Source organism: Streptomyces sp. NBC_01334, from assembly GCF_035983595.1.
GTDB lineage: Bacteria > Actinomycetota > Actinomycetes > Streptomycetales > Streptomycetaceae > Streptomyces > Streptomyces coriariae.
Window position 1 is genome coordinate 2,194,455 of sequence record NZ_CP130718.1, and the last position, 21,807, is coordinate 2,216,261.

General features: G+C 69.7%; 21 protein-coding genes and 1 pseudogene. 2 read left to right on the top strand and 20 right to left on the bottom strand.

Features of this window, described 5'->3' with window-relative positions; translation table 11 throughout:
• Positions 1 to 41 precede the first annotated feature (41 nt).
• The 12 genes from OG736_RS09965 to OG736_RS10020 all read right to left on the bottom strand — a co-directional run bounded on the left by OG736_RS09965 (position 42) and on the right by OG736_RS10020 (position 12,366).
• Positions 42 to 2,900, bottom strand: a complete 2,859-nt coding sequence (locus tag OG736_RS09965; RefSeq protein ID WP_327182116.1) for a DEAD/DEAH box helicase — start codon at positions 2,898 to 2,900, stop codon at positions 42 to 44.
• A gap of 63 nt (positions 2,901 to 2,963) precedes the next feature.
• Positions 2,964 to 3,854 carry a diacylglycerol kinase gene (locus OG736_RS09970; protein WP_327182117.1) on the bottom strand — a complete coding sequence of 297 codons (891 nt, stop codon included), beginning with the start codon at positions 3,852 to 3,854 and terminating at the stop codon, positions 2,964 to 2,966.
• 31 nt (positions 3,855 to 3,885) lie between these two features.
• Positions 3,886 to 4,845 (bottom strand): twin-arginine translocase subunit TatC, encoded by a 960-nt coding sequence (gene tatC, locus OG736_RS09975; RefSeq protein ID WP_327182118.1) that lies wholly within the window; start codon positions 4,843 to 4,845, stop codon positions 3,886 to 3,888.
• 47 nt (positions 4,846 to 4,892) lie between these two features.
• On the bottom strand, positions 4,893 to 5,180 hold the full coding sequence (gene tatA / locus OG736_RS09980) for a Sec-independent protein translocase subunit TatA (RefSeq protein ID WP_057607030.1): 288 nt from the start codon (positions 5,178 to 5,180) through the stop codon (positions 4,893 to 4,895).
• Between the two features lie 283 nt (positions 5,181 to 5,463).
• The gene (locus OG736_RS09985; RefSeq protein ID WP_020128335.1) at positions 5,464 to 5,658 is read right to left on the bottom strand and encodes a hypothetical protein; all 195 of its coding nucleotides are present in this window, start codon (positions 5,656 to 5,658) and stop codon (positions 5,464 to 5,466) included.
• Between the two features lie 19 nt (positions 5,659 to 5,677).
• Positions 5,678 to 5,968 (bottom strand): hypothetical protein, encoded by a 291-nt coding sequence (locus OG736_RS09990; RefSeq protein WP_327182119.1) that lies wholly within the window; start codon positions 5,966 to 5,968, stop codon positions 5,678 to 5,680.
• On the bottom strand, positions 5,965 to 7,044 hold the full coding sequence (locus OG736_RS09995; protein WP_327182120.1) for a helix-turn-helix transcriptional regulator: 1,080 nt from the start codon (positions 7,042 to 7,044) through the stop codon (positions 5,965 to 5,967). Before OG736_RS09995 ends, OG736_RS09990 begins: the two co-directional genes overlap by 4 nt.
• Positions 7,045 to 7,062: 18 nt before the next feature.
• The gene (locus tag OG736_RS10000) at positions 7,063 to 8,040 is read right to left on the bottom strand and encodes a helix-turn-helix transcriptional regulator (RefSeq protein ID WP_327182121.1); all 978 of its coding nucleotides are present in this window, start codon (positions 8,038 to 8,040) and stop codon (positions 7,063 to 7,065) included.
• 130 nt (positions 8,041 to 8,170) lie between these two features.
• Positions 8,171 to 8,542: an FKBP-type peptidyl-prolyl cis-trans isomerase gene (locus tag OG736_RS10005; protein ID WP_020128331.1), complete on the bottom strand. Its 372-nt coding sequence runs from the start codon at positions 8,540 to 8,542 to the stop codon at positions 8,171 to 8,173.
• 62 nt (positions 8,543 to 8,604) lie between these two features.
• Positions 8,605 to 9,600 (bottom strand): FKBP-type peptidyl-prolyl cis-trans isomerase, encoded by a 996-nt coding sequence (locus tag OG736_RS10010; RefSeq protein WP_327182122.1) that lies wholly within the window; start codon positions 9,598 to 9,600, stop codon positions 8,605 to 8,607.
• A 135-nt stretch (positions 9,601 to 9,735) separates the two neighbouring features.
• On the bottom strand, positions 9,736 to 11,097 hold the full coding sequence (gene pafA, locus OG736_RS10015; protein WP_057607036.1) for a Pup--protein ligase: 1,362 nt from the start codon (positions 11,095 to 11,097) through the stop codon (positions 9,736 to 9,738).
• A gap of 9 nt (positions 11,098 to 11,106) precedes the next feature.
• A complete protein-coding gene (locus tag OG736_RS10020; protein ID WP_327182123.1) occupies positions 11,107 to 12,366 on the bottom strand; it encodes an MFS transporter in 1,260 nt (419 codons plus the stop codon).
• A gap of 120 nt (positions 12,367 to 12,486) precedes the next feature.
• Between OG736_RS10020 and OG736_RS10025 the strand changes: the two genes are divergently transcribed.
• Positions 12,487 to 13,503, top strand: a complete 1,017-nt coding sequence (locus tag OG736_RS10025) for a LacI family DNA-binding transcriptional regulator (RefSeq protein WP_327182124.1) — start codon at positions 12,487 to 12,489, stop codon at positions 13,501 to 13,503.
• Positions 13,504 to 13,565: 62 nt separating this feature from the next.
• Here OG736_RS10025 and prcA read toward each other — a convergent pair whose 3' ends face one another.
• The 6 genes and pseudogenes from prcA to arc form a co-directional block, all read right to left on the bottom strand.
• On the bottom strand, positions 13,566 to 14,303 hold the full coding sequence (prcA, locus tag OG736_RS10030; RefSeq protein ID WP_020128326.1) for a proteasome subunit alpha: 738 nt from the start codon (positions 14,301 to 14,303) through the stop codon (positions 13,566 to 13,568).
• Between the two features lie 61 nt (positions 14,304 to 14,364).
• Complete coding sequence (gene prcB / locus OG736_RS10035) at positions 14,365 to 15,210, bottom strand: proteasome subunit beta (RefSeq protein ID WP_327182125.1); 846 nt, start codon at positions 15,208 to 15,210, stop codon at positions 14,365 to 14,367.
• Positions 15,162 to 15,350 (bottom strand): annotated as a pseudogene (locus tag OG736_RS10040) (endonuclease domain-containing protein); the annotation flags it as partial. The pseudogene OG736_RS10040 and the gene prcB, both read right to left, overlap by 49 nt.
• 137 nt (positions 15,351 to 15,487) lie before the next feature.
• Positions 15,488 to 15,706, bottom strand: coding sequence for a ubiquitin-like protein Pup (locus OG736_RS10045; RefSeq protein WP_020128324.1), 219 nt, complete (start codon positions 15,704 to 15,706; stop codon positions 15,488 to 15,490).
• Positions 15,707 to 15,894: 188 nt separating this feature from the next.
• Positions 15,895 to 17,406: a depupylase/deamidase Dop gene (gene dop, locus OG736_RS10050; RefSeq protein ID WP_171396251.1), complete on the bottom strand. Its 1,512-nt coding sequence runs from the start codon at positions 17,404 to 17,406 to the stop codon at positions 15,895 to 15,897.
• A 233-nt stretch (positions 17,407 to 17,639) separates the two neighbouring features.
• Complete coding sequence (gene arc / locus OG736_RS10055) at positions 17,640 to 19,406, bottom strand: proteasome ATPase (protein WP_020665692.1); 1,767 nt, start codon at positions 19,404 to 19,406, stop codon at positions 17,640 to 17,642.
• A gap of 243 nt (positions 19,407 to 19,649) precedes the next feature.
• Between arc and OG736_RS10060 the strand changes: the two genes are divergently transcribed.
• Entirely contained in the window at positions 19,650 to 19,955 is a 306-nt protein-coding gene (locus tag OG736_RS10060) for a ferredoxin (RefSeq protein ID WP_057607041.1), read from the top strand.
• Between the two features lie 56 nt (positions 19,956 to 20,011).
• Here the strand turns inward: OG736_RS10060 and OG736_RS10065 are convergent, their stop codons facing one another.
• Together OG736_RS10065 and OG736_RS10070 are read right to left on the bottom strand one after the other, a co-directional pair.
• On the bottom strand, positions 20,012 to 20,590 hold the full coding sequence (locus tag OG736_RS10065) for a hypothetical protein (RefSeq protein ID WP_327182126.1): 579 nt from the start codon (positions 20,588 to 20,590) through the stop codon (positions 20,012 to 20,014).
• Positions 20,591 to 20,853: 263 nt separating this feature from the next.
• On the bottom strand, positions 20,854 to 21,756 hold the full coding sequence (locus OG736_RS10070) for a tRNA (adenine-N1)-methyltransferase (protein ID WP_046261810.1): 903 nt from the start codon (positions 21,754 to 21,756) through the stop codon (positions 20,854 to 20,856).
• Positions 21,757 to 21,807 lie beyond the last annotated feature (51 nt).

The window sequence follows — 21,807 nt, forward strand, 5'->3', positions numbered from 1 at the left end:
TGCGGGGCCGGCCCCGCACGACCCACGCCCGCCGGACGGCATCACCCCACCGACGAGTAGGCGACAACCCCCCGCAACAGCTCGTCGACCGCCTTTCGGGCGTTCTTCGCCACTGTCGAGCCCCCGGCCGAGGCGGGCGCCGCCGCCGCGATCTGCCCCAGTACGTCGATGACCTGCTTGCACCAGCGCACGAAGTCACCGGCGGGCATCTCCGCCTCGCGCAGCACCTCGTCGAGGCCCTTGCCGGAGGCCCACATGTAGGCCGACCAGGCGAAGCCGAGATCGGGCTCGCGCTGCCCCACGCCTTCGGTCTGGCTGATCCGGAAGTCCTCCTCGAGGGCGTCCAGCCGGCCCCAGATGCGCACCATCTCGCCGAGCGCGGCCTTCGCCTTGCCCGAGGGCAGCTTCGGCGCCATGGCGTCGTCCCCGGCCCGCGACTCGTAGACCAACGCCGAGACACAGGCGGCCAGTTCGGCGGGGGCCAGCCCCTCCCACACACCCGCGCGCAGGCATTCGCTCGCGAGCAGATCGAGCTCGCCGTAGAGCCGGGCGAGCCGCTTGCCGTGCTCGGTGACCTCGTTGCCCCGCAGGTAGTCGAGCTCGGTCAGGAGTGCCACGATCCGGTCGAAGGTGCGGGCGATCGTGTTGGTGCGTCCTTCGATACGACGCTCCAGCTGCGAGGTGTCCCGCAGCAGCCGGTGGTAGCGCTCGGCCCAGCGGGCGTGGTCCTCACGGTCGGAGCAGCCGTGGCAGGGGTGCGCGCGGATCGCGGTGCGCAGCCGGGCGATCTCCCGGTCGTCCGCGGCCTGCGAGCGCTGCTTGCGGGCCCGCTCCGGCGGGATGTGCCCGGCCTTGGTGCGCAGCGCGGAGGCGAGATCGCGGCGGGACTGCGGCGAGCGCGGGTTGAACGACTTCGGGATCCGCATCCGGTCCAGCGCCTCGACCGGCACCGGGAAGTCCATCGAGGCCAGCCGCTTGACCTGCCGCTCGGAGGTGAGGACCAGCGGACGCGGCCCGTCGTGCTGCTCGAAGCCGCGATGGCCGTTGGCCCGGCCGGCGGGCAGGCCCGGGTCGAGCACCAGCGCCAGTCCGGCGTACTTGCCGGTGGGTACGTGGATGACGTCCCCGGGCTTGAGCTTCTCCAGTGCCACGGCGGCCTCGACGCGGCGCTGGCTCGCGCCCTGCTTGGCCAGTTCGGTCTCGCGGTCCTTGAGGTCGCGGCGCAGCCGCGCGTACTCGTCGAAGTCGCCGAGGTGACAGGTCATGGAGGCCTTGTAGCCCTCGAGCCCCTCCTCGTTGCGCTGCACCTGCCGGGAGATCCCGACGACCGACCGGTCCGCCTGGAACTGCGCGAACGAGGTCTCCAGCAGCTCGCGCGAGCGGTGCCGCCCGAACTGCTCGACCAGGTTGACCGCCATGTTGTACGACGGCTTGAAGCTGGAGCGCAGCGGGTACGTGCGGGTGCCGGCGAGGCCGGCGAGGTGCTCGGGGCTCATCGCGCGCTGCCAGAGCACGACGGCGTGCCCCTCGACGTCGATGCCGCGTCGGCCCGCACGGCCGGTGAGCTGGGTGTACTCGCCGGGGGTGATGTCGGCGTGCTGCTCGCCGTTCCACTTGACGAGCTTCTCGAGCACCACCGAGCGGGCGGGCATGTTGATGCCGAGGGCGAGCGTCTCGGTCGCGAAGACGGCCTTGACCAGGCCGCGCACGAACAGCTCCTCGACGACCTCCTTGAAGGTCGGCAGCATGCCCGCGTGGTGGGCGGCGATGCCGCGCTCCAGGCCCTCCAGCCACTCGTAGTAGCCGAGGACGTGCAGGTCCTCGTGGGGGATGGCGGCGGTGCGCTCCTCGACCAGGGCGCGGACCTCGGCGCGCGCCTCCTCGTCGTTCAGCCGCAGCCCGGCGTACAGGCACTGCTGGACGGCGGCCTCGCAGGCGGCACGGCTGAAGATGAAGGTGATGGCGGGCAGCAGCCCGGCGGCGTCGAGCCGCTCGATGACCTCCGGCCGTCCCGGTGTCCACACCCGCGACCGCTGCCTGCGCTCCCGCTCACGGTCGGCCTCGCGCATGTTGCGGCCACGCCTGCGGTCCTGGTACGAGGGCCGGCTCGCCTCCATGCGGGCCAGCCGCGTGAGGTCGGGGTTGACGGCTCTGCGCTGGCCCTCGCCCTCCTCGAACAGGTCGTACATCCGCCGCCCGGCGAGCACGTGCTGGAACAGCGGCACGGGCCGGTGCTCGGAGACGATCACCTCGGTGTCGCCGCGCACGGTGTCCAGCCAGTCGCCGAACTCCTCGGCGTTGGACACGGTCGCCGACAGCGAGACCAGGGTGACCGACTCGGGGAGGTGGATGATCACCTCTTCCCACACGGCGCCCCGGAAGCGGTCGGAGAGGTAGTGCACCTCGTCCATCACCACGTACCCGAGGCCGAGGAGGGTCTGCGAGCCGGCGTACAGCATGTTCCGCAGCACCTCGGTGGTCATCACGACCACGGGGGCGTCGGAGTTGACGCTGTTGTCGCCGGTGAGCAGGCCCACCTTCTCGCTGCCGTAGCGCCGGCACAGGTCGGAGTACTTCTGGTTCGACAGCGCCTTGATGGGCGTCGTGTAGAAGCACTTCTTGCCCTGCTGGAGGGCGAGGTGGACGGCGAACTCGCCCACGATCGTCTTGCCCGAGCCGGTGGGGGCGGCCACCAGGACGCCCTTGCCCGCCTCGAGTGCCCGGCAGGCCTCGATCTGGAAGGGGTCGAGACCGAAGTCGTACATCTCGCGGAAGGACGCGAGCGAAGTGGCCTGCTCGACAGCGCGCTTGCGTGCTGCCGCGTACCGCTCGGCCGGTGAGAGATCCTCTGTCATCGTGCTTTCGAGCGTACCGGGCCGCACTGACAACAGGACGATCATTATCCGGATCCGGTCTTGCCAAACCTCGGTACGCCCAGCTCACGGGCGCACGGGCGGCCCGATTCAGGGGCCGATGAGCCGCACCGCGCCCGGCACGCACCGCGCGGTGAGCGGCAGCTCCCCGAGCCGCTCCCCGTCCGCGTAGCCGGAGACGCCCGCCGCGGCGATCTCGACCTTCGCCGCCCGGAGCACGGTGACCTTCGGATGGTCGATGTGCGTCCCCCGGTACACCTTCGGGAACACCCGCAGCAGCGTCGTCCGGCGGCAGTCCCCGACGACCGTGACGTCGAACAGTCCGTCGGTGAGGTCGGCGCCGGGGCAGATCCGCATGCCGCCGCCGTAGGAGGATCCGTTGCCGACGGCGACGAGGGTGGCCTCGACCTCCCGGACGGCTCCGTCGTCGAGCGTGATCCGGTACGGGAACGGGCGGAACGCGGCGAGTTCCGCCAGCATCGCGAGGTCGTACCTGGCGCGTCCGAGGGGCCATCGCATGCGGTTGCCCCGGTCGTTGACGCGGGAGTCGAAGCCGGAGGCGAGGACGGTGCCGAACCAGCGGTCGCCGACCCGGCCGAGGTCGATGTCGCGGATCCGGGCGCCCTTGAGGGCGTCGGCGACCAGCCGGGCCGCGGCCGCCGGATCGCGGACGGGCAGGCCGAGGGCGCGGGCGAAGTCGTTGCCGGTACCGGCGGCGACCAGGCCGAGCGGGGTGCGGGTGCCGGCGACGGCCTGGAGCGCGAGGTGGGCCAGCCCGTCGCCGCCGACCGCGATCAGGGCGCCGGTGCCGTCGGCGACCGCGGCACGCGCGCGTACGAGGGCGTCCTCGGCGTCCACGCCGAGGACCGTGCGCACCGAGTAGCCGGCCGCCCGCAACGCGGAAGCGGCCGGCCGCGCTGCGTGAGCGCCCCGGCCGCGGCCCGCCGCGGGATTGACGAAGAGGGTGATCTCGCTGGTCACGGGGATGACCTTAGGAGCTCTCCGGCACTCGTCAGGTCACGTCGTCATAACCGTTCACCCGCTCCGTGGTCGACTGCTCCGGCAGCGCGCGGCTCGCGGTCACCGACTCGACCTCGCCGATGGCCTCGGGACTGAGGTCCAGCTCGGAGGCCTCGTCGTCGGCAGGCCCGAGGGCGTCGCGGCGGCGCCTGCGCCGGTCGTTCAACAGGGAGAAGGCCGTCGCGCCGAAGTACAGGATCCAGATCGGTCCGGCGAGCGCCAGCATCGAGATGGGGTCGGTGCTGGGCGTGGCGACGGCGGCGAACACCGTGATGCCGATGATCATTGCCCGCCACCAGCCGAGCATGCGCTTGCCGGTGACCATGCCGGTGAGGTTGAGGAAGACCAGCAGCAGCGGCAGCTCGAAGGAGAGGCCGAAGACGATGACCATGCGCGTGACGAGCTGGAGCAGGTCGTCCAGCGGCAGGAGGTTGCTGACGCCGCCCGGGGTGAAGTCGATCAGCACCTTGGCGGTGGTCGGCAGCACCGCGTAGGCGAAGTAGCCGCCGCCGAGGAAGAGCGGGGCGCCCAGGCCGACGAAGGCGTAGGCGTACTTGCGCTCGTGGTTGTGCAGACCGGGGGCGATGAAGGCCCACAGCTGGTAGAGCCAGACCGGCGAGGCGAAGACGACACCGGCCATCAGGGAGACCTGGAGGGCCAGCGTGAAGGGCGCCAGGAGTCCATTGATCGTGATGCTCGCGCACTTGTTCGTGGAGTCGCCGGAGTTGAGCTGGCTCGCGATCTCCTCGAAGGTCTTCCCGCAGCCGACCGAGTCGAGGATCGGCTTGGTGAGGAAGTTGATGATGTCGTTGTAGAAGAAGGCGGCTACGACCGTCACGACGACGATGGCCAGCATCGCCTTCGCGAGCCGGTTGCGGAGCTCACGAAGATGATCCGCGAGGGGCATCCGCCCCTCGGGGTCCTTCTCCTGTTTGCGGGCAGGCTTCAGCAACCCACGTTCCCATCTCGTGCGGCGGGCCGGAGGTCACCGGCCCTGCGTCAGCGCTTGGTCGTGTCCGTCGGCTCGCTGACCGGACGGGAGCTGGTCACGTCGCCGGGGGCGGCCTGGATGGTGCGCTGAGCCGGGGGCTGCTCGCCGTCGTTCGGCGGGCCGGCCGGGGTGGCCGTGCTGCTGCCGTCTTCCTTCATCGCCTTCGCCTCGCTCTTGAGAATGCGAGCGGACTTGCCGAGCGAGCGCGCCATGTCGGGAAGCTTCTTGGCGCCGAACAGCAGGATGACGACGACGAGGATGAGAATGATCTCGGGGGCGCCGAGCCTTCCGAACATAAGTCTTTACCTTCTCACCGAGGCTGCGGGGGTGGGTTGCCGTCCGACCGGTCGGACACCTGTCCGAACGATCGTGTTGACAGCGATCGTAACGCTCAGGGGTAAACGTGAGGCAATCCCTGTGCGTACTCCCGGTCCGCGGTCCGGGCCTCGTTCTCCGAGCCGCGACCAGCAGCGTACCTGCCCTCCCCACCGGGGCGGGAGGGCGAAGTGGCCCAAAACGCATCGGCCGCAGGACTCACAGGACGCCCACAGCGCTACCCGAGGGTCGCCACAGCGGCCGTCACAGGGTGTCCACAGCGCGGGCCGCGCTCGCGGCCGCCCGTTCCAGATCCTGGGCCGCCCGGTCGATCCGGCGCGCGGACTCCGCGACCTGCCGCCCCAGAAGCCGTGCCTCCGAGAAGACCCGTACGGCGAACACCGCGAGGACGGCGAGACCTGCGAAACCCATGGCAACCGCGAACATCGGCCAGAACATGGGCCGAGCCTAGACCGTCCTAGGGGGTGTGCAGCCGCAGGGTCCTGACCCCGCCGCCGGTGAGCAGTTCGACGATCCGCTCGCCGGCCGGCTTGCGCACGGCGGCACCGCAGTCGGGGCAGGTGAAGGAGTAGAAGGTGGTCCGGCTGGACGCGCCGATCGCCAGGCGCAGGGCACTCGCCGCCAGCTCGAAGGCACCCCGGCAGTCGGGGCACCCGGCCCGGAAGCGCACCGGACCCGAACTCCGCATGCCGGCGAACGCGGAGGCCACCGAGATGCCCCGCACACCGGACGCCGTCGACTCGCTCAAAGCCCCTGCTCCCGCCCCTCGAACGGACTTTCGTCCCGCTGTCCCGGCTGCTCGCCGTGCACCGCGCGCGGCCCCTCGGCCCCGCCCGGCGCCTCGATCCCGTCGTACGCCGCCAGCGCCTCACGGGCGGCCCGGCGGGCACTGTCGGCCAGCTCCGGCGGCGACACGATCCGGCCGTCCCGGCCGAGCCGCAGCGCCAGCCGCCTGAGCGAGGCGGGTTCGGGCGTGCGCAGAGTGATACGCAGTCCGCCGTCGGGAAGCTCATCGGCGCTGTCGTGCGGGTAGTACTCGGCGACCCAGCGGCCGCCCGGGCCGACCTCGACGACGACCTCCGGGTCCTCGGCGGCCGGCTGCACGAGCCCCTCCGACAGGTCCCGGAGCTCGATCTCGGGCGGTGCGGACGGCTCGTCGAGGATCTTGATCTCGGCGACCCGGTCCAGCCGGAAGGTGCGGCGCGCCTCGGAGCGGCGGCACCAGGCCTCCACGTATGTGTGCCCGACGCTGACCAGCCGGATGGGGTCGATCTCGCGCTCGGTGACCTGGTCGCGCGCGGGCGAGTAGTAACGGATCCACAGCCGGCGCCGCTCGGAGATCGCCCGGTCGACGTCCGCGAAGACCCCGCCCTCGGACTCGAACGTCACCGACAGCCGCGCGCTCGCGCCCGCCGCCTCCCCGGCCGCGGCCTCCACCTTGGCGGTCGCCCGCAGCAGCGCCTGCCGGTCGCCCTCGCGCAGGCCGGGCAGCGTGGACACCGCCCGGGCAGCCACCAGCAGCGCGGTCGCCTCGTCGGCGGCCAGCCGCAGCGGTTCGGCGGCCTCCGCGCCGAGCGCGGCCGGGTTGTGCCACCAGATGCGCTCACCGTCGGTGTCGATGTCGAGGAGATCGCCGCCGCGGAAGCTGGTGCCGCACATCGGCAGCACGTCGAGGTCCGAGACCAGTTCGTCCTCGGTGATCCCGAACGCGCGCGCCACGTCCTCGATCCGCGCGCCGGGGCGCTCCCTGAGATACGTCACCAGGGAGAGCATCCGCCGCGTCTGGTCGATGGCGTTCGTCGGCCTGACCGGTTTGCCTGCCACTGTGTTGCTCGCTCCCCCTCAGCCCTTGGCCACGGCGCGTAGCCGGTCCACGACGTCCGCGCGCAGCTCGGCGGGGTCGAGGACCACCACGTCCGGCCCGAACTCCACCAGCCAGGCGTCCAGCCCGTGCCCGTACGGAATCTCCAACTCGTCCCAGCCGTCGCCGAGTTCCCGCACCGCCGTGGCCTTCGCCCGCAAGGGGTACCCGGCGTCCGTCCGCAGCCGGATCAGCGCGCTGCGGTCGGCGGTCTCGCCCGCCCAGCTCGCGACGGTCTCACGGACGGTGACGACATCGGGGACCGGCACGGTGAAGCTCGCCCCGCGCGAGCGCACCCTGCCGGTGATCCGCGACAGCCGGAAGACCCGCTCGGCACCCCGGTCGCGGTCGAAGCCGGCCAGGTACCAGTGGCCGCGCCAGCACTCCAGCGCCCACGGCTCGACGTGCCGGGGCTCGGGGCGCGCGGCGGTGGCCTTGCGGTAGTCGAACATGACGGGCCGACGGTCACGACAGGCCAGCATCAGCGGCTCGAACGCGGCCTCGTGCACGGGGATCCGGGGCTCCAGGGCGCCGTGTGCCTCGTACGGGTCGACGTCCTCGGGGAGCCCCGCCGCGCGCAGCTTCTGCAGGGCGCCGCTCGCGGCACCGGCCAGCCGTGCCTGCTGCCACACCTTGGCGGCCAGGCCCAGCGCCGCGGCCTCCTCGGCGTCCAGGGTGATGGGCGGCAGTCGGTTGCTGTCGCGGCGGGCGAGGTAGCCGATCTCGCCGTCCAGGCTCTCCACGGTCTCGATGACCAGGCCGAGCTCGCGAAGATCGTCCTTGTCCCGCTCGAACATCCGGTTGAAGGAGTCGTCCGACCCCGCCCCGCCGTTGCCCGACCGGAAGGTCTCGACATACGCCTCGATGGAATCGCGCAGCTCACGCTTGCTGAGCGGCCGGCGCGTCCCGAGCAGACACAGCGCCAGGTTCATCAGCCGCTCGGCCTTGGCAATGGCCATCGACGCCCTTCGCCTCCCCTATGGTGCTTACGATCGACGACCGTACCGCCCCGCGGCGCCCGGACAAAAGCCGAGGGTCCATGCCCGGGCGGGCATGGACCCCAGGTGATCAACACTGGTCGTACGACGGTCAGACCCCGAGCAGGTCCACGACGAAGATCAGCGTCTCGCCGGGCTTGATCGCCGGGGTGGGGCTCTGGTTGCCGTAGGCGAGGTGGGCCGGGATGGTCAGCTGGCGACGGCCGCCGACCTTCATGCCCTGCACGCCCTGGTCCCAGCCCTTGATGACGCGTCCGCCACCGAGCGGGAAGCGGAACGGCGTCCCGCGGTTCCAGCTGGCGTCGAACTCCTCGCCGGTGCTGAAGGCGACACCGACGTAGTGGACGCTGACGTTGTGGCCGGCCTGCGCGACCTCGCCGTCACCCTCCCAGATGTCCTTGATCTCGAGGTCCGCCGGGGGCTCGCCGCCGGGGAAGTCGATCTCGGGCTTGTCAATGCTCACGTCACTGGCTCCTGCATGTCTCACGGAAAGGCAACACGGACAGTCTTACACCTTCGCCCGCCTCACACCTTGGCGATGATGTCCACCGAGAAGACCATCGTGGAGTCCTTCTCGATGCCGCTGCCGCTCGGCGGGCTGTCGCCGTACCCCAGCGACGGCGGAACGACGATGACGACCCGGCTGCCCACCTTCTTGCCTGTCAACCCCTGCGCCCAGCCCTTGACCACCTGCTGGAGCGAGAACGAGGTCAGCGAACTGCGGCTGTACGAGGAGTCGAACTCCTTGCCCGTGTCCCAGACGACGCCCTTGTACTGCACGAGCACGGTGTCGTCCGCCGCGAGCTTCGGACCGTCTCCCTCGATCACGTAGTTCGACACCAGCTTGGTCGGCGGGTCCGACTTGGGGATCTCGATCGAGGGCGCCTTGCCGTCGGTGTTCGTACCCACCTTCGGCACGGCGGCGTCGTCCTGCGGCACGTCCTTGCCCTTGGCCGAGCTCTTTGCGTTGAACGTGTCCTGGATGTCGAAGACGAACACCAGCGTGTCGGTGCCCTTGATGCCCGTGTCCGCGTCGCCGTCCTTGCCGAAGGCCCAGGTCGGCGGCACCGAGAAGAGCACCCGGCTGCCGGTCTTCTTGCCCGTCAGCGCATAGCGCCAGCCGTCGATGGTGCCGCCCTGCGCGAGCTGGGTGAACAGCGGCTTCTTGGTGTCGTAGGTGTTGAGGAGGACCTTCGCGCTGTCCCAGATCTGGCCGAGACAGTTGGCCTGGATGTAGTCGTTCTCCGCGACGGTCTTGCCGCTGCCCGCGATCACCGTCTTCACCGCCAGCTGGTCCGAGGGCTCACCGCTGCCCTTGGCGACCGTCGGCTTCTCGTCGAACTTCACGCCTGCCGTGATGGCCGGCAGCGGGCCGTCGACGATCTTCGGTGGAGGCGTGGCCCCGGCGGAGGACGACGCGCTGTCGCTCGCCTTGCTCGAGTCGGACTTTTCGTCGCCGCACGCGGCGAGAGTGACCAGTCCCGCGGGTACGGCGGCAAGGATGAGTGAGCGTCGGCGCACGATGAAGCCTCGTAATCGGTCGATCTTCTGATGGCGTGCGCGCTACCTTAGCGACGTTTGTGGACATGCGAAGGGCGCCGTACGGGAACGTACGGCGCCCGTGTCGCGTTCCGCACCACGTGCGGAACACGTCACTCACATTCCGGCGATCAGCTTCTCCACCCGGTCGTCCACCGACCGGAACGGGTCCTTGCACAACACGGTGCGCTGTGCCTGGTCGTTGAGCTTCAGGTGCACCCAGTCCACCGTGAAGTCCCTGCGCTGTTCCTGTGCGCGACGGATGAAGTCGCCGCGCAAGCGGGCCCTGGTGGTCTGCGGCGGCACCGACTTGCCCTCGAAGATCTTCAAGTCGTTGCAGATCCGTGCGGCTTGGCCCTTTCGCTCCAACAGGTAGTACAGACCACGACGACGGTGGATGTCGTGATAAGCGAGGTCTATCTGCGCCACCCGCGGATGCGACATGGTCATGTTGTGCTTGGCCCGGTACCGCTCGATGAGCTTGTACTTCATCACCCAGTCGATCTCGGTGCCGATCCGGTCGAGGTCCTCGGCCTCGATCGCGTCCAGCGTGCGGCCCCACAGTTCCAGGACCTGGTCGACGGTCCCGGTGCGCACACCCCGGCGCTCGACGAAGTCCACGGCCTTCTCGTAGTACTCGCGCTGCACCTCCAGCGCGGAGGCCTCCCGGCCGCTGGCCAGCCGCACCTTGCGCCGGCCGGTGATGTCGTGGCTGACCTCGCGGATCGCCCGGATCGGGTTCTCCAGCGTCAGGTCCCGCATCACCGTGCCCGCCTCGATCATGCGCAGCACCAGGTCGGTCGCGCCGACCTTCAGCAGCATGGTCGTCTCGGACATGTTGGAGTCGCCGACGATGACATGCAGACGGCGGTAACGCTCGGCGTCCGCGTGCGGCTCGTCGCGCGTGTTGATGATGGGCCGCGAGCGGGTCGTCGCGGAGGAGACGCCCTCCCAGATGTGCTCGGCCCGCTGACTGACGCAGTAGACCGCCCCACGGGGCGTCTGAAGCACCTTGCCCGCGCCGCACAGCAGCTGGCGGGTCACCAGGAACGGGATCAGGATGTCCGCGAGCCGGGAGAACTCCCCGTGCCGGGCCACCAGGTAGTTCTCGTGGCAACCATAAGAGTTGCCCGCCGAGTCCGTGTTGTTCTTGAAGAGGTAGACGTCGCCCGCGATTCCTTCCTCGTGCAGGCGTCGTTCCGCGTCCACCAGGAGTCCTTCGAGAATGCGCTCGCCGGCCTTGTCGTGGGTGACCAACTCGGTCACGTTGTCACATTCCGGTGTCGCGTATTCCGGATGCGATCCCACGTCGAGATAGAGGCGGGCGCCGTTTCGCAGAAAGACATTGCTGCTTCGGCCCCATGACACGACACGGCGGAAGAGGTACCGCGCCACCTCGTCGGGAGACAGCCGGCGCTGTCCCCTGAACGTACATGTGACGCCGTACTCGTTCTCCAGCCCGAAAATGCGGCGGTCCATGAGTGAACATTACGCCCGATCCCCTGAACTGAAACGGGGTTCGGCAGCACGGTTTGGATCATTTTCCGATGAAGCCGCAACCACCCCACTCGCGGTGGGAGCTGCAAGTACCCGCCCTGTGGCCAGCAAAACCACCAGCGATACGCAGCCCGCGACAGCCGGCACCGTGAACCCCCACAGCGCGCCGCCGGCCTCTACGACCGGACCCGCCAGGCCCGTTCCCACCGACGCGCCGACCGTGAACGTCGTCACCAGCCAGGAGAACGCCTCCGTCACCGTCCCGCGCGGCGCGTGCCGGTCCACGATGACGAACGCGCACGCGATGGCAGGCGCCAGGAACACGCCCGCGAGCGCCGTCAGCGCCACCATGGCCACCGCACCCGGCATCAGCGTCAGCGGCAGGTAACACACCGCCAGAAGCGCCACCAGCCACCGCAGTCGCCGCTCCGGCGGCCCCGCCCACCGCCGCGCCCCGTACACCACACCACCGAGCAGCGCGCCGAGCCCCAGCGCCGCCATCAGCCAGCCGTACACCGCGTCACCACCGTGGTCGTCCGCGTACGGCACGGACGCCACCGTGATGGAACCGAGCGCGACACCGATGAACAGGAACGCGCCGAGGAGCGCCAGCAGACCGGGCGACCGCAGCGCGCCCAGCCAGTGCGCCTCGCGCGGGGCCGACCGCCACGCGCGCGAGGGCGGCGACACGACCACCGACAGCGCGCCCACCACCCCGACCGCGTTCAGCACCAGCAGGGCGCCCTGCGCCGACCACACCGACACGCACAGGGTCACCAGCAGCGGCCCGACGGTGAACATCACCTCCTGCGCCACCGCGTCCATCGCGTACGCCGTGTGCACCTGGTCCTCGCGGCGCAGCACCGCCGGCCAGAGCGCCCGCAGACCTCCCTCCAGGGGCGGCGTGAAGAGTCCTGCGGCCGCCACCGACAGGTACGCGAGCGGCAGCGGGTCCGCGCCGACGAAGGCGAAGACCGCCATGGCGAGGGCCGAGACAAGGGCCGCGGGCAACTGGACCCGCGGCTGCCCGTGTTTGTCGACCAATCTTCCCAGCAGCGGCTGCCCGACGGCGTTGGCGACGCCGTACACGGCCGCCAGCGCGCCCGCGAGGCTGTAGGTGCCGCCCTCCGCGCGCACGAACAGCACGATCGCGATGGCGGCCGTGGCGTTGGGCAGCCGGCCGACGAGTGTGCCGGTCAGCAGCCGGGCGGCGTGCTTCGCCCTGAGGATCTCGAGGTATCCCGCGGCCAATGTCCCGCCTCCGTCGGCTCGCCCGAGGCAGTGGATCACCTCGAAGTTTTACGTATAACGTCTCTTGTCATACGTACCATGTGCGCTGTTCGCCAGTCCAGACGAAGGAGCAGGCCCACGGTGGCACGAGGTAGCACGCGCCCGACGAGCCGTGACGTCGCCCAGGCCGCGGGGGTCTCCCAGGCCGCCGTCTCCCTCGTGCTCGGCGACAAGTGGCGCGGCCGCGTCTCCGAGACCACCGCGGAACGCGTACGGGAGGCGGCCCGCGAGCTCGGCTACCGGCCCAACCTCGCCGCCCGCAACCTGCGCCTCGGCCGCACCCGCACGGTCCTGCTCGTCGTCCCCGCGCTCACGACGGAGTTCTTCGCCGGCGTCTACACCGGGGCGGCGCGCGTCGCGGCCGAGCACGGCTTCGGAGTGGTCCTCTATCCCTCCCCCGAGGGCGTCGGCCCCGCCCGCGACCCCTTCGCCTCCGCCCAGGCCGCCCTCGACGGCGTCCTCGCCTCCTCGATGGCCGCCGACGCGCTGACCGCCATCCGCGGCGACCAGCTGCCCCTGGTGATGCTGGACAGCGACCCCTCCGGAAGCCTGGGCGCCGCCACCGTCAACCTCGACATCGCCGACGGCGTCCGCCAGGTCGCCGACCATCTGCTGGGCCTCGGCCACCGCCACTTCCTGCACCTCGCGGCCGACATCCCGTCCTGGACCTTCGAGGTACGCGCGCGTGAGCTCGCCGCCCGGGTCGGCGCCGCGGCGGGGAGCTCGCTGCGCACCGCCCCCGCCCCGATCTCCATCGACGGCGCCCTGGCCGCCGCGGAGGCGGCGCTGAGCGCTCCGGGGCCCCGCCCCACCGCCGTCGTCTGCGACGACGACAAACTCGCGGCAGGCGTCTACAAGGCCCTACGGCGCCTCGGCCTGCGCGTCCCCGACGACGTGTCCGTCACCGGCCTGGACGACCTCGCCCTGGCGACCGCCCTCGACCCCGAGCTGACGACCGTACGACTGGACGCCGAGCTGTTCGGCGAACGAGGCATGCGGGCCCTCCTTGCCGTCCTGGAGGGCCGCACGCCGGACGGCGGGGACATCCCCGTCGAACTGGTCGTACGGGCCTCCACGGCGCCGCCGAACGCCTCCTGAGACGCCCTGCGCCCCGGCCGAATCATCGACCGGGGCGCACAAGGGATGAATCGCGGGCGGTGTCACTCCTCGTCGGAGCTCTCCGCCTCCGTGGTCGCGCCGTCCGTCTCCAGCAACCGGCCCAGCTGACGGCCCACGATCCGCTTGAACTTGCGCGACTGCGGCCGCGTGCGGTCCAGCACGGCCACCTCCAGGCGCTCGGCGGGAATCTCCCGCTCCGTACCGTTGGTGTCGCGCGACAGGGCCTGCACGGCCAGCTTCAGCGCCTCGGACAGATTCATGCCGTCCCGGTGACGCTGATCCAGATAACTGCTGATCTGCTCGGCGTTGCCCCCGACCGCCACCGAACCGTGCTCGTCCACGATCGAGCCGTCGTGCGGCAGGCGGTAGATCTGGTCGCCGTCCGGCGTGGCGCCGACCTCGGCCACCACCAGCTCCACCTCGTAGGGCTTCTCGCCCGCCGAGGAGAAGATCGTGCCCAGCGTCTGGGCGTACACGTTGGCCAGACCGCGGGCGGTCACGTCGTCGCGGTCATAGGTGTAACCACGCAGGTCGGCGTACCGGACGCCACCGATCCGCAGGTTCTCGTACTCGTTGTACTTGCCGGCGGCCGCGAAGCCGATCCGGTCGTAGATCTCGCTGAACTTGTGCAGCGCGCGGGACGGATTCTCACCGACGAACACGATGCCGTCGGCGTACTGGATCACAACGAGGCTGCGCCCGCGCGCGATGCCCTTGCGGGCGTACTCGGCGCGGTCGGCCATCGCCTGCTGGGGTGAGACATAGAACGGCGTCGACACCGGTTATCCGTCCCTTTCTGTCGAAGTCACTGGATCACCTGGGATGAGAACGGGGCCGCCGCTACAGCAGGGCGGCGCGCGGGCCGTCCGGCTGCTCCAGGCGACGCGCCAGGATCGAGCGGGCGATCTCCGACGACTCCTCGTCGGTGAGCCGGCGGAAGCCGTCCTCGGTGATCACGGTGACGATGGGGTAGATCCGGCGCGCGACATCGGGACCACCGGTCGCCGAGTCGTCGTCCGCCGCGTCGTAGAGGGCCTGGACCACGAGAGTCGTGGCCTCTTCCTCGGTCAGGCTGTTGTGGAAGAGCTTCTTCATCGCCCCGCGCGCGAAGATCGAGCCGGAGCCGGTGGCGGCGTAGTGGTGCTCCTCGGAGCGGCCGCCCGTGACGTCGTAGGAGAAGATCCGGCCGCGGTCCCGGTCCACGTCGAACCCGGCGAAGAGGGGCACGACCGCCAGACCCTGCATGGCCATGCCGAGATTGGAACGGATCATGGTCGACAGGCGGTTCGCCTTGCCCTCGAGCGAGAGCTGCGCTCCCTCGACCTTCTCGAAGTGCTCCAGCTCCAGCTGGAACAGCTTCACCATCTCGACGGCCAGACCGGCGGTACCGGCGATTCCGACGGCCGAGTACTCATCAGCCGGGAAGACCTTCTCGATGTCCCGCTGCGCGATGACATTGCCCATCGTGGCGCGACGGTCACCGGCGAGCACGACACCACCGGGGAACGTCACGGCGACGATCGTCGTGCCGTGCGGCGCCTCGATCACACCCTGCGTCGGGGGCAGCTGCCGCTTGCCGGGCAGCAGCTCCGGCTGGTGATCGGAGAGAAAGTCCATGAAGGACGAGGACCCGGGCGTCAGGAAGGCAGCCGGTAGACGCCCGGTGCTACGAGTGTTGGCTTCCACGCGTTTCCTTCCAGGTAATCGGCTGCTCGGTGCGCGCCTGCGGGGTCAACCCTCGACAGGCCGAGGCCGGAATTGCAGTTGAAGCACGGTACGCCACGGACCCTACCCGTCTGACGGCAGTGATCAACCTGCGTGACAGGCACTGCCGCCGCAGGCCGTCAGAGTCCGACTGCCCGCGGGCGGAGGCTGCGCGCGGCTTGATCGTCATACCGCGCGCAGCCCTTCACACCAACTTCGCTTCCCAACCCACGAGCCCCCGATTCCTTCAAATCGAAGGCTACTCGCCGCCCTTTTGGACGAATGAGCGAACGAAGTCCTCGGCGTTCTCCTCGAGGACATCGTCGATCTCGTCGAGAACCGAGTCCACGTCGTCGCTCAGCTTCTCCTGGCGCTCCTTGAGGTCCTCCGAAGCCTGCGCCTCGGGCGCCTGCTCCTCGACCTCCTCCGTGGAGCGCGTCGCCTTCTGCTGGCCGCCGCCGGTGTCCTTGGTCGCCATAACCCTCACCCCGCTCTTTCGCCCGACATGGTCGACAGGTCGGCATTCCCGCCGATCGGTGATGATCAGACCCTACAAGCCGGGTCCGACATCGGCCCCGCAGTTGCCACAACGTACGGGGGCCACCTCGATGATTCCCTGACGGGAGGGTTTCCACCCCGTCGGGGAGGTTGCGTCCGGGTGGTCGTTCAGCCGCCCGAGAGCACCTTGACCAGGTCTTCTGCCGTGCGACAGCGGTCCAGGAGCGCCTTGACGTGATTTCGCGTTCCGCGAAGAGGTTCGAGGGTTGGGACGCGCTGGAGCGAATCCCGACCCGGCAGATCGAAGATCACCGAGTCCCAGGAGGCGGCGGCGACGTCGTCGGCGTACTGCTCCAGGCAGCGGCCGCGGAAGTACGCGCGGGTGTCCTCCGGGGGCTTCGTGATCGCCCGCTCGACCTCGGTCTCGTCCAGCAGGCGCTTCATGCGGCCACGGGCCGCGAGACGGTTGTAGAGGCCCTTGTCGGCCCGTACGTCGGCGTACTGGAGGTCGACGAGGTGCAGGCGGGCGGCGTCCCAGTCGAGGCTGTCACGGCGCCGGTAGCCCTCCATGAGCTCCCGCTTGGCGACCCAGTCCAGTTCGCCGGCGAGGCTCATCGGGTCGTTCTCCAGGCGGTTCAGGGTGTCCTCCCAGCGCGCGAGGACGTCCTTCGTCTGGTCGTCGGCGTCCGAGCCGTACCGCTCCTCCACGTACTTGCGCGACAGCTCGAAGTACTCCATCTGCAACTGGACCGCGGTGAGCGTGCGGCCGCTGCGCAGAGTGACCAGGCGCTTCAGGGTCGGGTCGTGGGAGACCTGGTGCAGGGTCCGGACCGGCTGGTCGACCGCCAGGTCCACCGCGATGAAGCCGTCCTCGATCATCGACAGGACCAGGGCCGTCGTGCCCAGCTTCAGATAGGTCGAGATCTCGGAGAGGTTGGCGTCGCCGATGATCACATGGAGGCGGCGGTACTTCTCCGCGTCGGCGTGCGGCTCGTCGCGCGTGTTGATGATCGGGCGCTTCAGCGTCGTCTCCAGGCCGACCTCGACCTCGAAGTAGTCGGCGCGCTGACTGAGCTGGAAGCCGTGCTCGTGGCCGTCCTGGCCGATTCCCACGCGGCCTGCGCCGGTGACCACCTGGCGCGAGACGAAGAAGGGCGTCAGGTGGCGCACGATGTCCGAGAAGGCGGTCTCCCGCTTCATCAGGTAGTTCTCGTGCGTGCCGTAGGAGGCGCCCTTGTTGTCGGTGTTGTTCTTGTAGAGGTGGATGGGCTGCGCCCCGGGCAGTGCGGCGGCACGCTCGGCGGCCTCGGCCATGATCCGCTCGCCGGCCTTGTCCCAGAGGACGGCGTCGCGGGGATTGGTGACCTCGGGCGCGCTGTACTCGGGGTGCGCGTGGTCGACGTAGAGGCGTGCGCCATTGGTGAGGATGACGTTGGCGAGGCCGATGTCCTCGTCGGTGAGCTGGCTGGAGTCGGCGACCTCGCGGGCGAGGTCGAAACCACGCGCGTCCCGCAGCGGGTTCTCCTCCTCGAAGTCCCAGCGAGCCCGGCGGGCCCTGTGCATCGCCGCCGCGTAGGCGTTGACGATCTGGGACGAGGTGAGCATGGCATTGGCGTTGGGGTGGCCGGGGACGGAGATGCCGTACTCCGTCTCGATGCCCATTACTCGCCGTACGGTCATGCGGCCCTCCTTGCCCGGCGGCACCCTCGGTCGTGGGCGCCGCTCAGATACCGGTGGTGCTCCGGCGCGTGTGCGGTGCCCGTCCCCGCACTGCGCGACCCGGCGGTACGGAAGAGCCTAGAACGCCTCCGCGCTGGTGGGGAGATCATTTGCGTCATTGCCTTGCTCCAGCCGTGGCCCGGAAAGCAGTCGGCTGCGGGTACCCGTGGTGGGCACCCGCAGCCGCCCTGTTCTTACAGGTACTGTCCGGTGTTCGCCACCGTGTCGATGGAGCGTCCGGTGTCCGCGCCCTGCTTTCCGGTGATGAGGGTACGGATGTAAACGATCCGTTCGCCCTTCTTTCCGGAGATCCGGGCCCAGTCGTCGGGGTTGGTGGTGTTCGGCAGGTCCTCGTTCTCCTTGAACTCGTCCACGCACGCCTGGAGGAGGTGGGAGACCCGAAGGCCCTTCTGGTTGTGGTCGAGGAAGTCCTTGATGGCCATTTTCTTGGCACGGCCGACGATGTTCTCGATCATCGCGCCGGAGTTGAAGTCCTTGAAGTACAGGACTTCCTTGTCGCCGTTGGCGTAGGTGACTTCCAGGAAGCGGTTTTCCTCGGATTCGGCGTACATGTGTTCCACGGCCGTCTGGATCATGCTCTGGACGGTGGTGGTCCTGTCGCCGCCGTGTTCGCCCACGTCCTCGGCGTGCAGCGGAAGGCGTTCGGTGAGGTACTTCTGGAAGATGTCCTTCGCCGCTTCGGCGTCCGGACGCTCGATCTTGATCTTCACGTCGAGACGGCCGGGGCGCAGGATCGCGGGGTCGATCATGTCCTCACGGTTGGAGGCGCCGATCACGACCACGTTCTGCAGGCCCTCGACACCGTCGATCTCCGCGAGGAGCTGCGGAACGATGGTGTTCTCCACGTCCGAGCTGACGCCGGAGCCTCGGGTGCGGAAGAGGGACTCCATCTCGTCGAAGAAGACGATGACGGGGGTGCCCTCGGAGGCCTTCTCCCTCGCACGCTGGAAGACGAGGCGGATCTGCCGCTCGGTCTCACCGACGTACTTGTTGAGGAGCTCGGGACCCTTGATGTTGAGGAAGAAGCTCTTGCCGGTGGCCTGACCGGTGACCTCGGCGACCTTTTTGGCCAGCGAGTTGGCGACGGCCTTGGCGATGAGCGTCTTACCGCATCCGGGAGGTCCGTAGAGCAGGACGCCCTTGGGCGGGCGCAGCTCGTGCTCCTTGAAGAGGTCGGGGTAGAGGTACGGGAGCTCGACGGCGTCACGGATCATCTCGATCTGTCCGCCGAGGCCACCGATCTGCTCGTAGCCGATGTCCGGAACCTCTTCGAGGACGAGTTCCTCGACCTCGCTCTTGGGAACGACCTCGTAGACGTAGCCGGAGCGGGGTTCGAGCAGGAGGGCGTCGCCGGGGCGGATGACGACGTCGAGGAGCGGCTCGGCGAGCCGGACCACTCGTTCCTCGTCGGTGTGCCCCTGCACGAGGGCGCGTACGCCGTCCTCGAGGATCTCCTTGAGGGTGACGATGTCGCCGACGCTCTCGTACTCCATGGCCTCGACCACGTTGAGCGCTTCGTTGAGCATCACTTCCTGGCCGCGCCGCAGCTCTTCGAGCTCGACGCTGGGGCTGACGTTCACCCGGAGTTTGCGGCCCCCGGTGAAGATGTCGGCCGTGCCGTCCTCGTTCGCCGTGAGGAAGACGCCGAAGCCGGCCGGCGGCTGGGCGAGCCGGTCGACTTCCTCCTTGAGAGCCACGATCTGGTCGCGGGCCTCACGGAGTGTGTTCGCGAGTCGCTCGTTCTGGGCGGACACGCCGGCCAGGTTTGTCTGTAGCTCGACGATCCGCTCTTCGAGAATCCTCGTGTGCCGCGGAGAGTCGGCGAGCTTGCGTCGCAGGACGGCGATCTCCTGCTCAAGGTAGGCAATCTGCCCGGACGGGTCGTCGGACCCTCGTCCCGGGCGGATGCCGCGGTTCATGTCGTCGTCGTGGGCTGCCACGGTCCTCACCTCCTCCAAGGGGAGCTGGACGCTTCCAGACCCTACCTGGGTGGGTGTCGATTGAAACCCCTAGATCACAAAGACTGTCGGGGTGTGTCCGATCTTCACCCTTGCGCTCTCCCTCACGCCAGGGGAATACCCACCGAACACGGTCCGGAAGCCGCCGAGGGTAGGGTCGAAGTGTTCAACACCCTTCAGAGCCTGCATGGTTCCCTTGCGGCTCGACAGTAAACGGCAGGAGATATGGGCGTGCAGCAGGAGGCCGGTGTCGGCAGCGAAGAGCTGGAGGTCTGGATCGACCAGGATCTCTGTACCGGCGACGGGATCTGCGCCCAGTACGCACCCGAGGTGTTCGAGCTGGACATCGACGGCCTGGCCTACGTCAAGGGCGCCGACGACGAACTGCTCCAGGCCAAGGGCGCCACGACCCCGGTGCCGTTGCCGCTGTTGACGGACGTGGTGGACTCGGCGCGCGAGTGTCCGGGCGACTGCATTCATGTGCGACGCGTTTCGGACAGCGTCGAGATCTACGGTCCGGACGCGGAGTGACGCGTCGGACGCGCGTGGTGACACCTGTCTGATTTCTCACAGGGCGATGGCCCGGATCAGACGCTGTGGGCGCCCGCGGGCGTCGAGCGGATGAACCTGTCGTCCTTCCACTGCCACTTGGCGCTGTCCTTCACGTCGGGGCAGCAACTGGGTACGTCGGCCGTGGAGTAGCCGAGGAGCGTGGCGAGGACCGCTCCGTCGGTGACGGAGAGGCTCGTGACGGTGTTGCGGGCCTTCGGGTCGACGAGGGTCGCCACCACGCGCGCGTGCGTGCTGTCCGCGCCCTGGGTGAGGACATAGACGCCGTCGGGCGGGGTTCCCATGGGGGCGTCGCAGTGCACCACGGCAACGGTCTCCGGGGCGCCGTCGCCGTCGAGGTCGCCGCTGGCCTTCTTGACCACGAGGGCCTGCACGGGGCCGCATTCGAGGGGGAAGTCGACGCCGGTGGTGGCGGGGGCCGTGGTGGCGACCGGGGCGGGTTCGGCCTCCGGGCCCGCGGCCTGCGCGGCCGTCGCGGGTTTCGGCTGCAGAAGCGAGGAGAGGGCGACGACGCCGGCGAGCGCGGCGGCGGTCGCGACCCAGTGGATCGGCCGGGTGTGGGTGTGTGCCAGTTCCGGGAGGGCGGATTGCTGCACTGGCAGTTTCTCCTGTGGTGGCTGTGCCGGTGGGGGTGGGGGGATTGGCCAGCATCGTGCCACACGTCACACGGTGGGGGAACGGCGGGGTACGGGATATCGGACGTGGACATCGGCCGCGTCGTCCCTCGGCGCCGACCCCTGCCGACGGATGCCGGACAGGGGTCCGGTCGACGCCAACGACAGGGCGCCGTGGCCGAGTTCCCGCTGTTCCGGGAACTCGGCCACGGCGCCCTGTCGTTGAACGCTGTGCCGGGGCGGCGTCAGCGGCCGCTGCCTCCGTCGGCATTGGGGCCGGTGTAGTCCTCGCCGTAGGCACCCTTGGCCGGGCGGCGGCGGCGCATCGGCGGCTCGACGCCGTCGGCGAGGCGACGGGCGGTGAGCAGGAAGCCGGTGTGGCCGATCATCCGGTGGTCCGGGCGGACCGCCAGGCCCTCCACGTGCCAGTTGCGGATCATCGACTCCCAGGAGGTCGGCTCGTTGAAGGAGCCGATCTCTCGGATGGACTCGACGGTGCGGGCGAGCTGGGTGGTGGTGGCCACGTAGCAGCACAGGATGCCGCCGGGCACGAGCGCCTTGGAGACGGCCTCCAGGCACTCCCAGGGGGCGAGCATGTCGAGGATGACGCGGTCGACGTCGGTGTCGGACAGGTTGTCCTGAAGGTCGCCGACGGTGAGCTGCCAGGCGGGGTGCGGGCCGCCGAAGTAGCGCTCCACGTTCTGCTGGGCGATCTCGGCGAAGTCCTCGCGGCGCTCGTAGCTGTGCAGCATGCCCTGGTCACCGATGGCGCGCAGCAGGAAGCTGCTGAGCGAGCCGGAGCCGACGCCGGCTTCGACGACGCGGGCGCCGGGGAAGATGTCGGCGAAGGCGAGGATCTGCCCCGCGTCCTTCGGGTAGACGACAGCTGCCCCGCGGGGCATGGACAGGACGTAGTCGGGGAGCAGGGGGCGCAGCGCGAGGTAGGCGACGTTCCCGGTGGTACGGACGACGCTGCCCTCGGGAGCACCGATCAGTTCGTCGTGCGGGAAGGAACCCTTGTGGGTGTGGAAGTTCTTCCCGGCCTCGAGCGTGAACGTGTAGTGGCGGCCCTTGGGGTCGGTCAGCTGAACCTGGTCCCCGACCTTGAAGGGCCCGCGCCTGCGGGCGGCACCGGTCGGTTCGGACATGTGAACAGCCTACCGGGGTTTGCCGGGGCCGCCGACCACGGGGACGGCCCG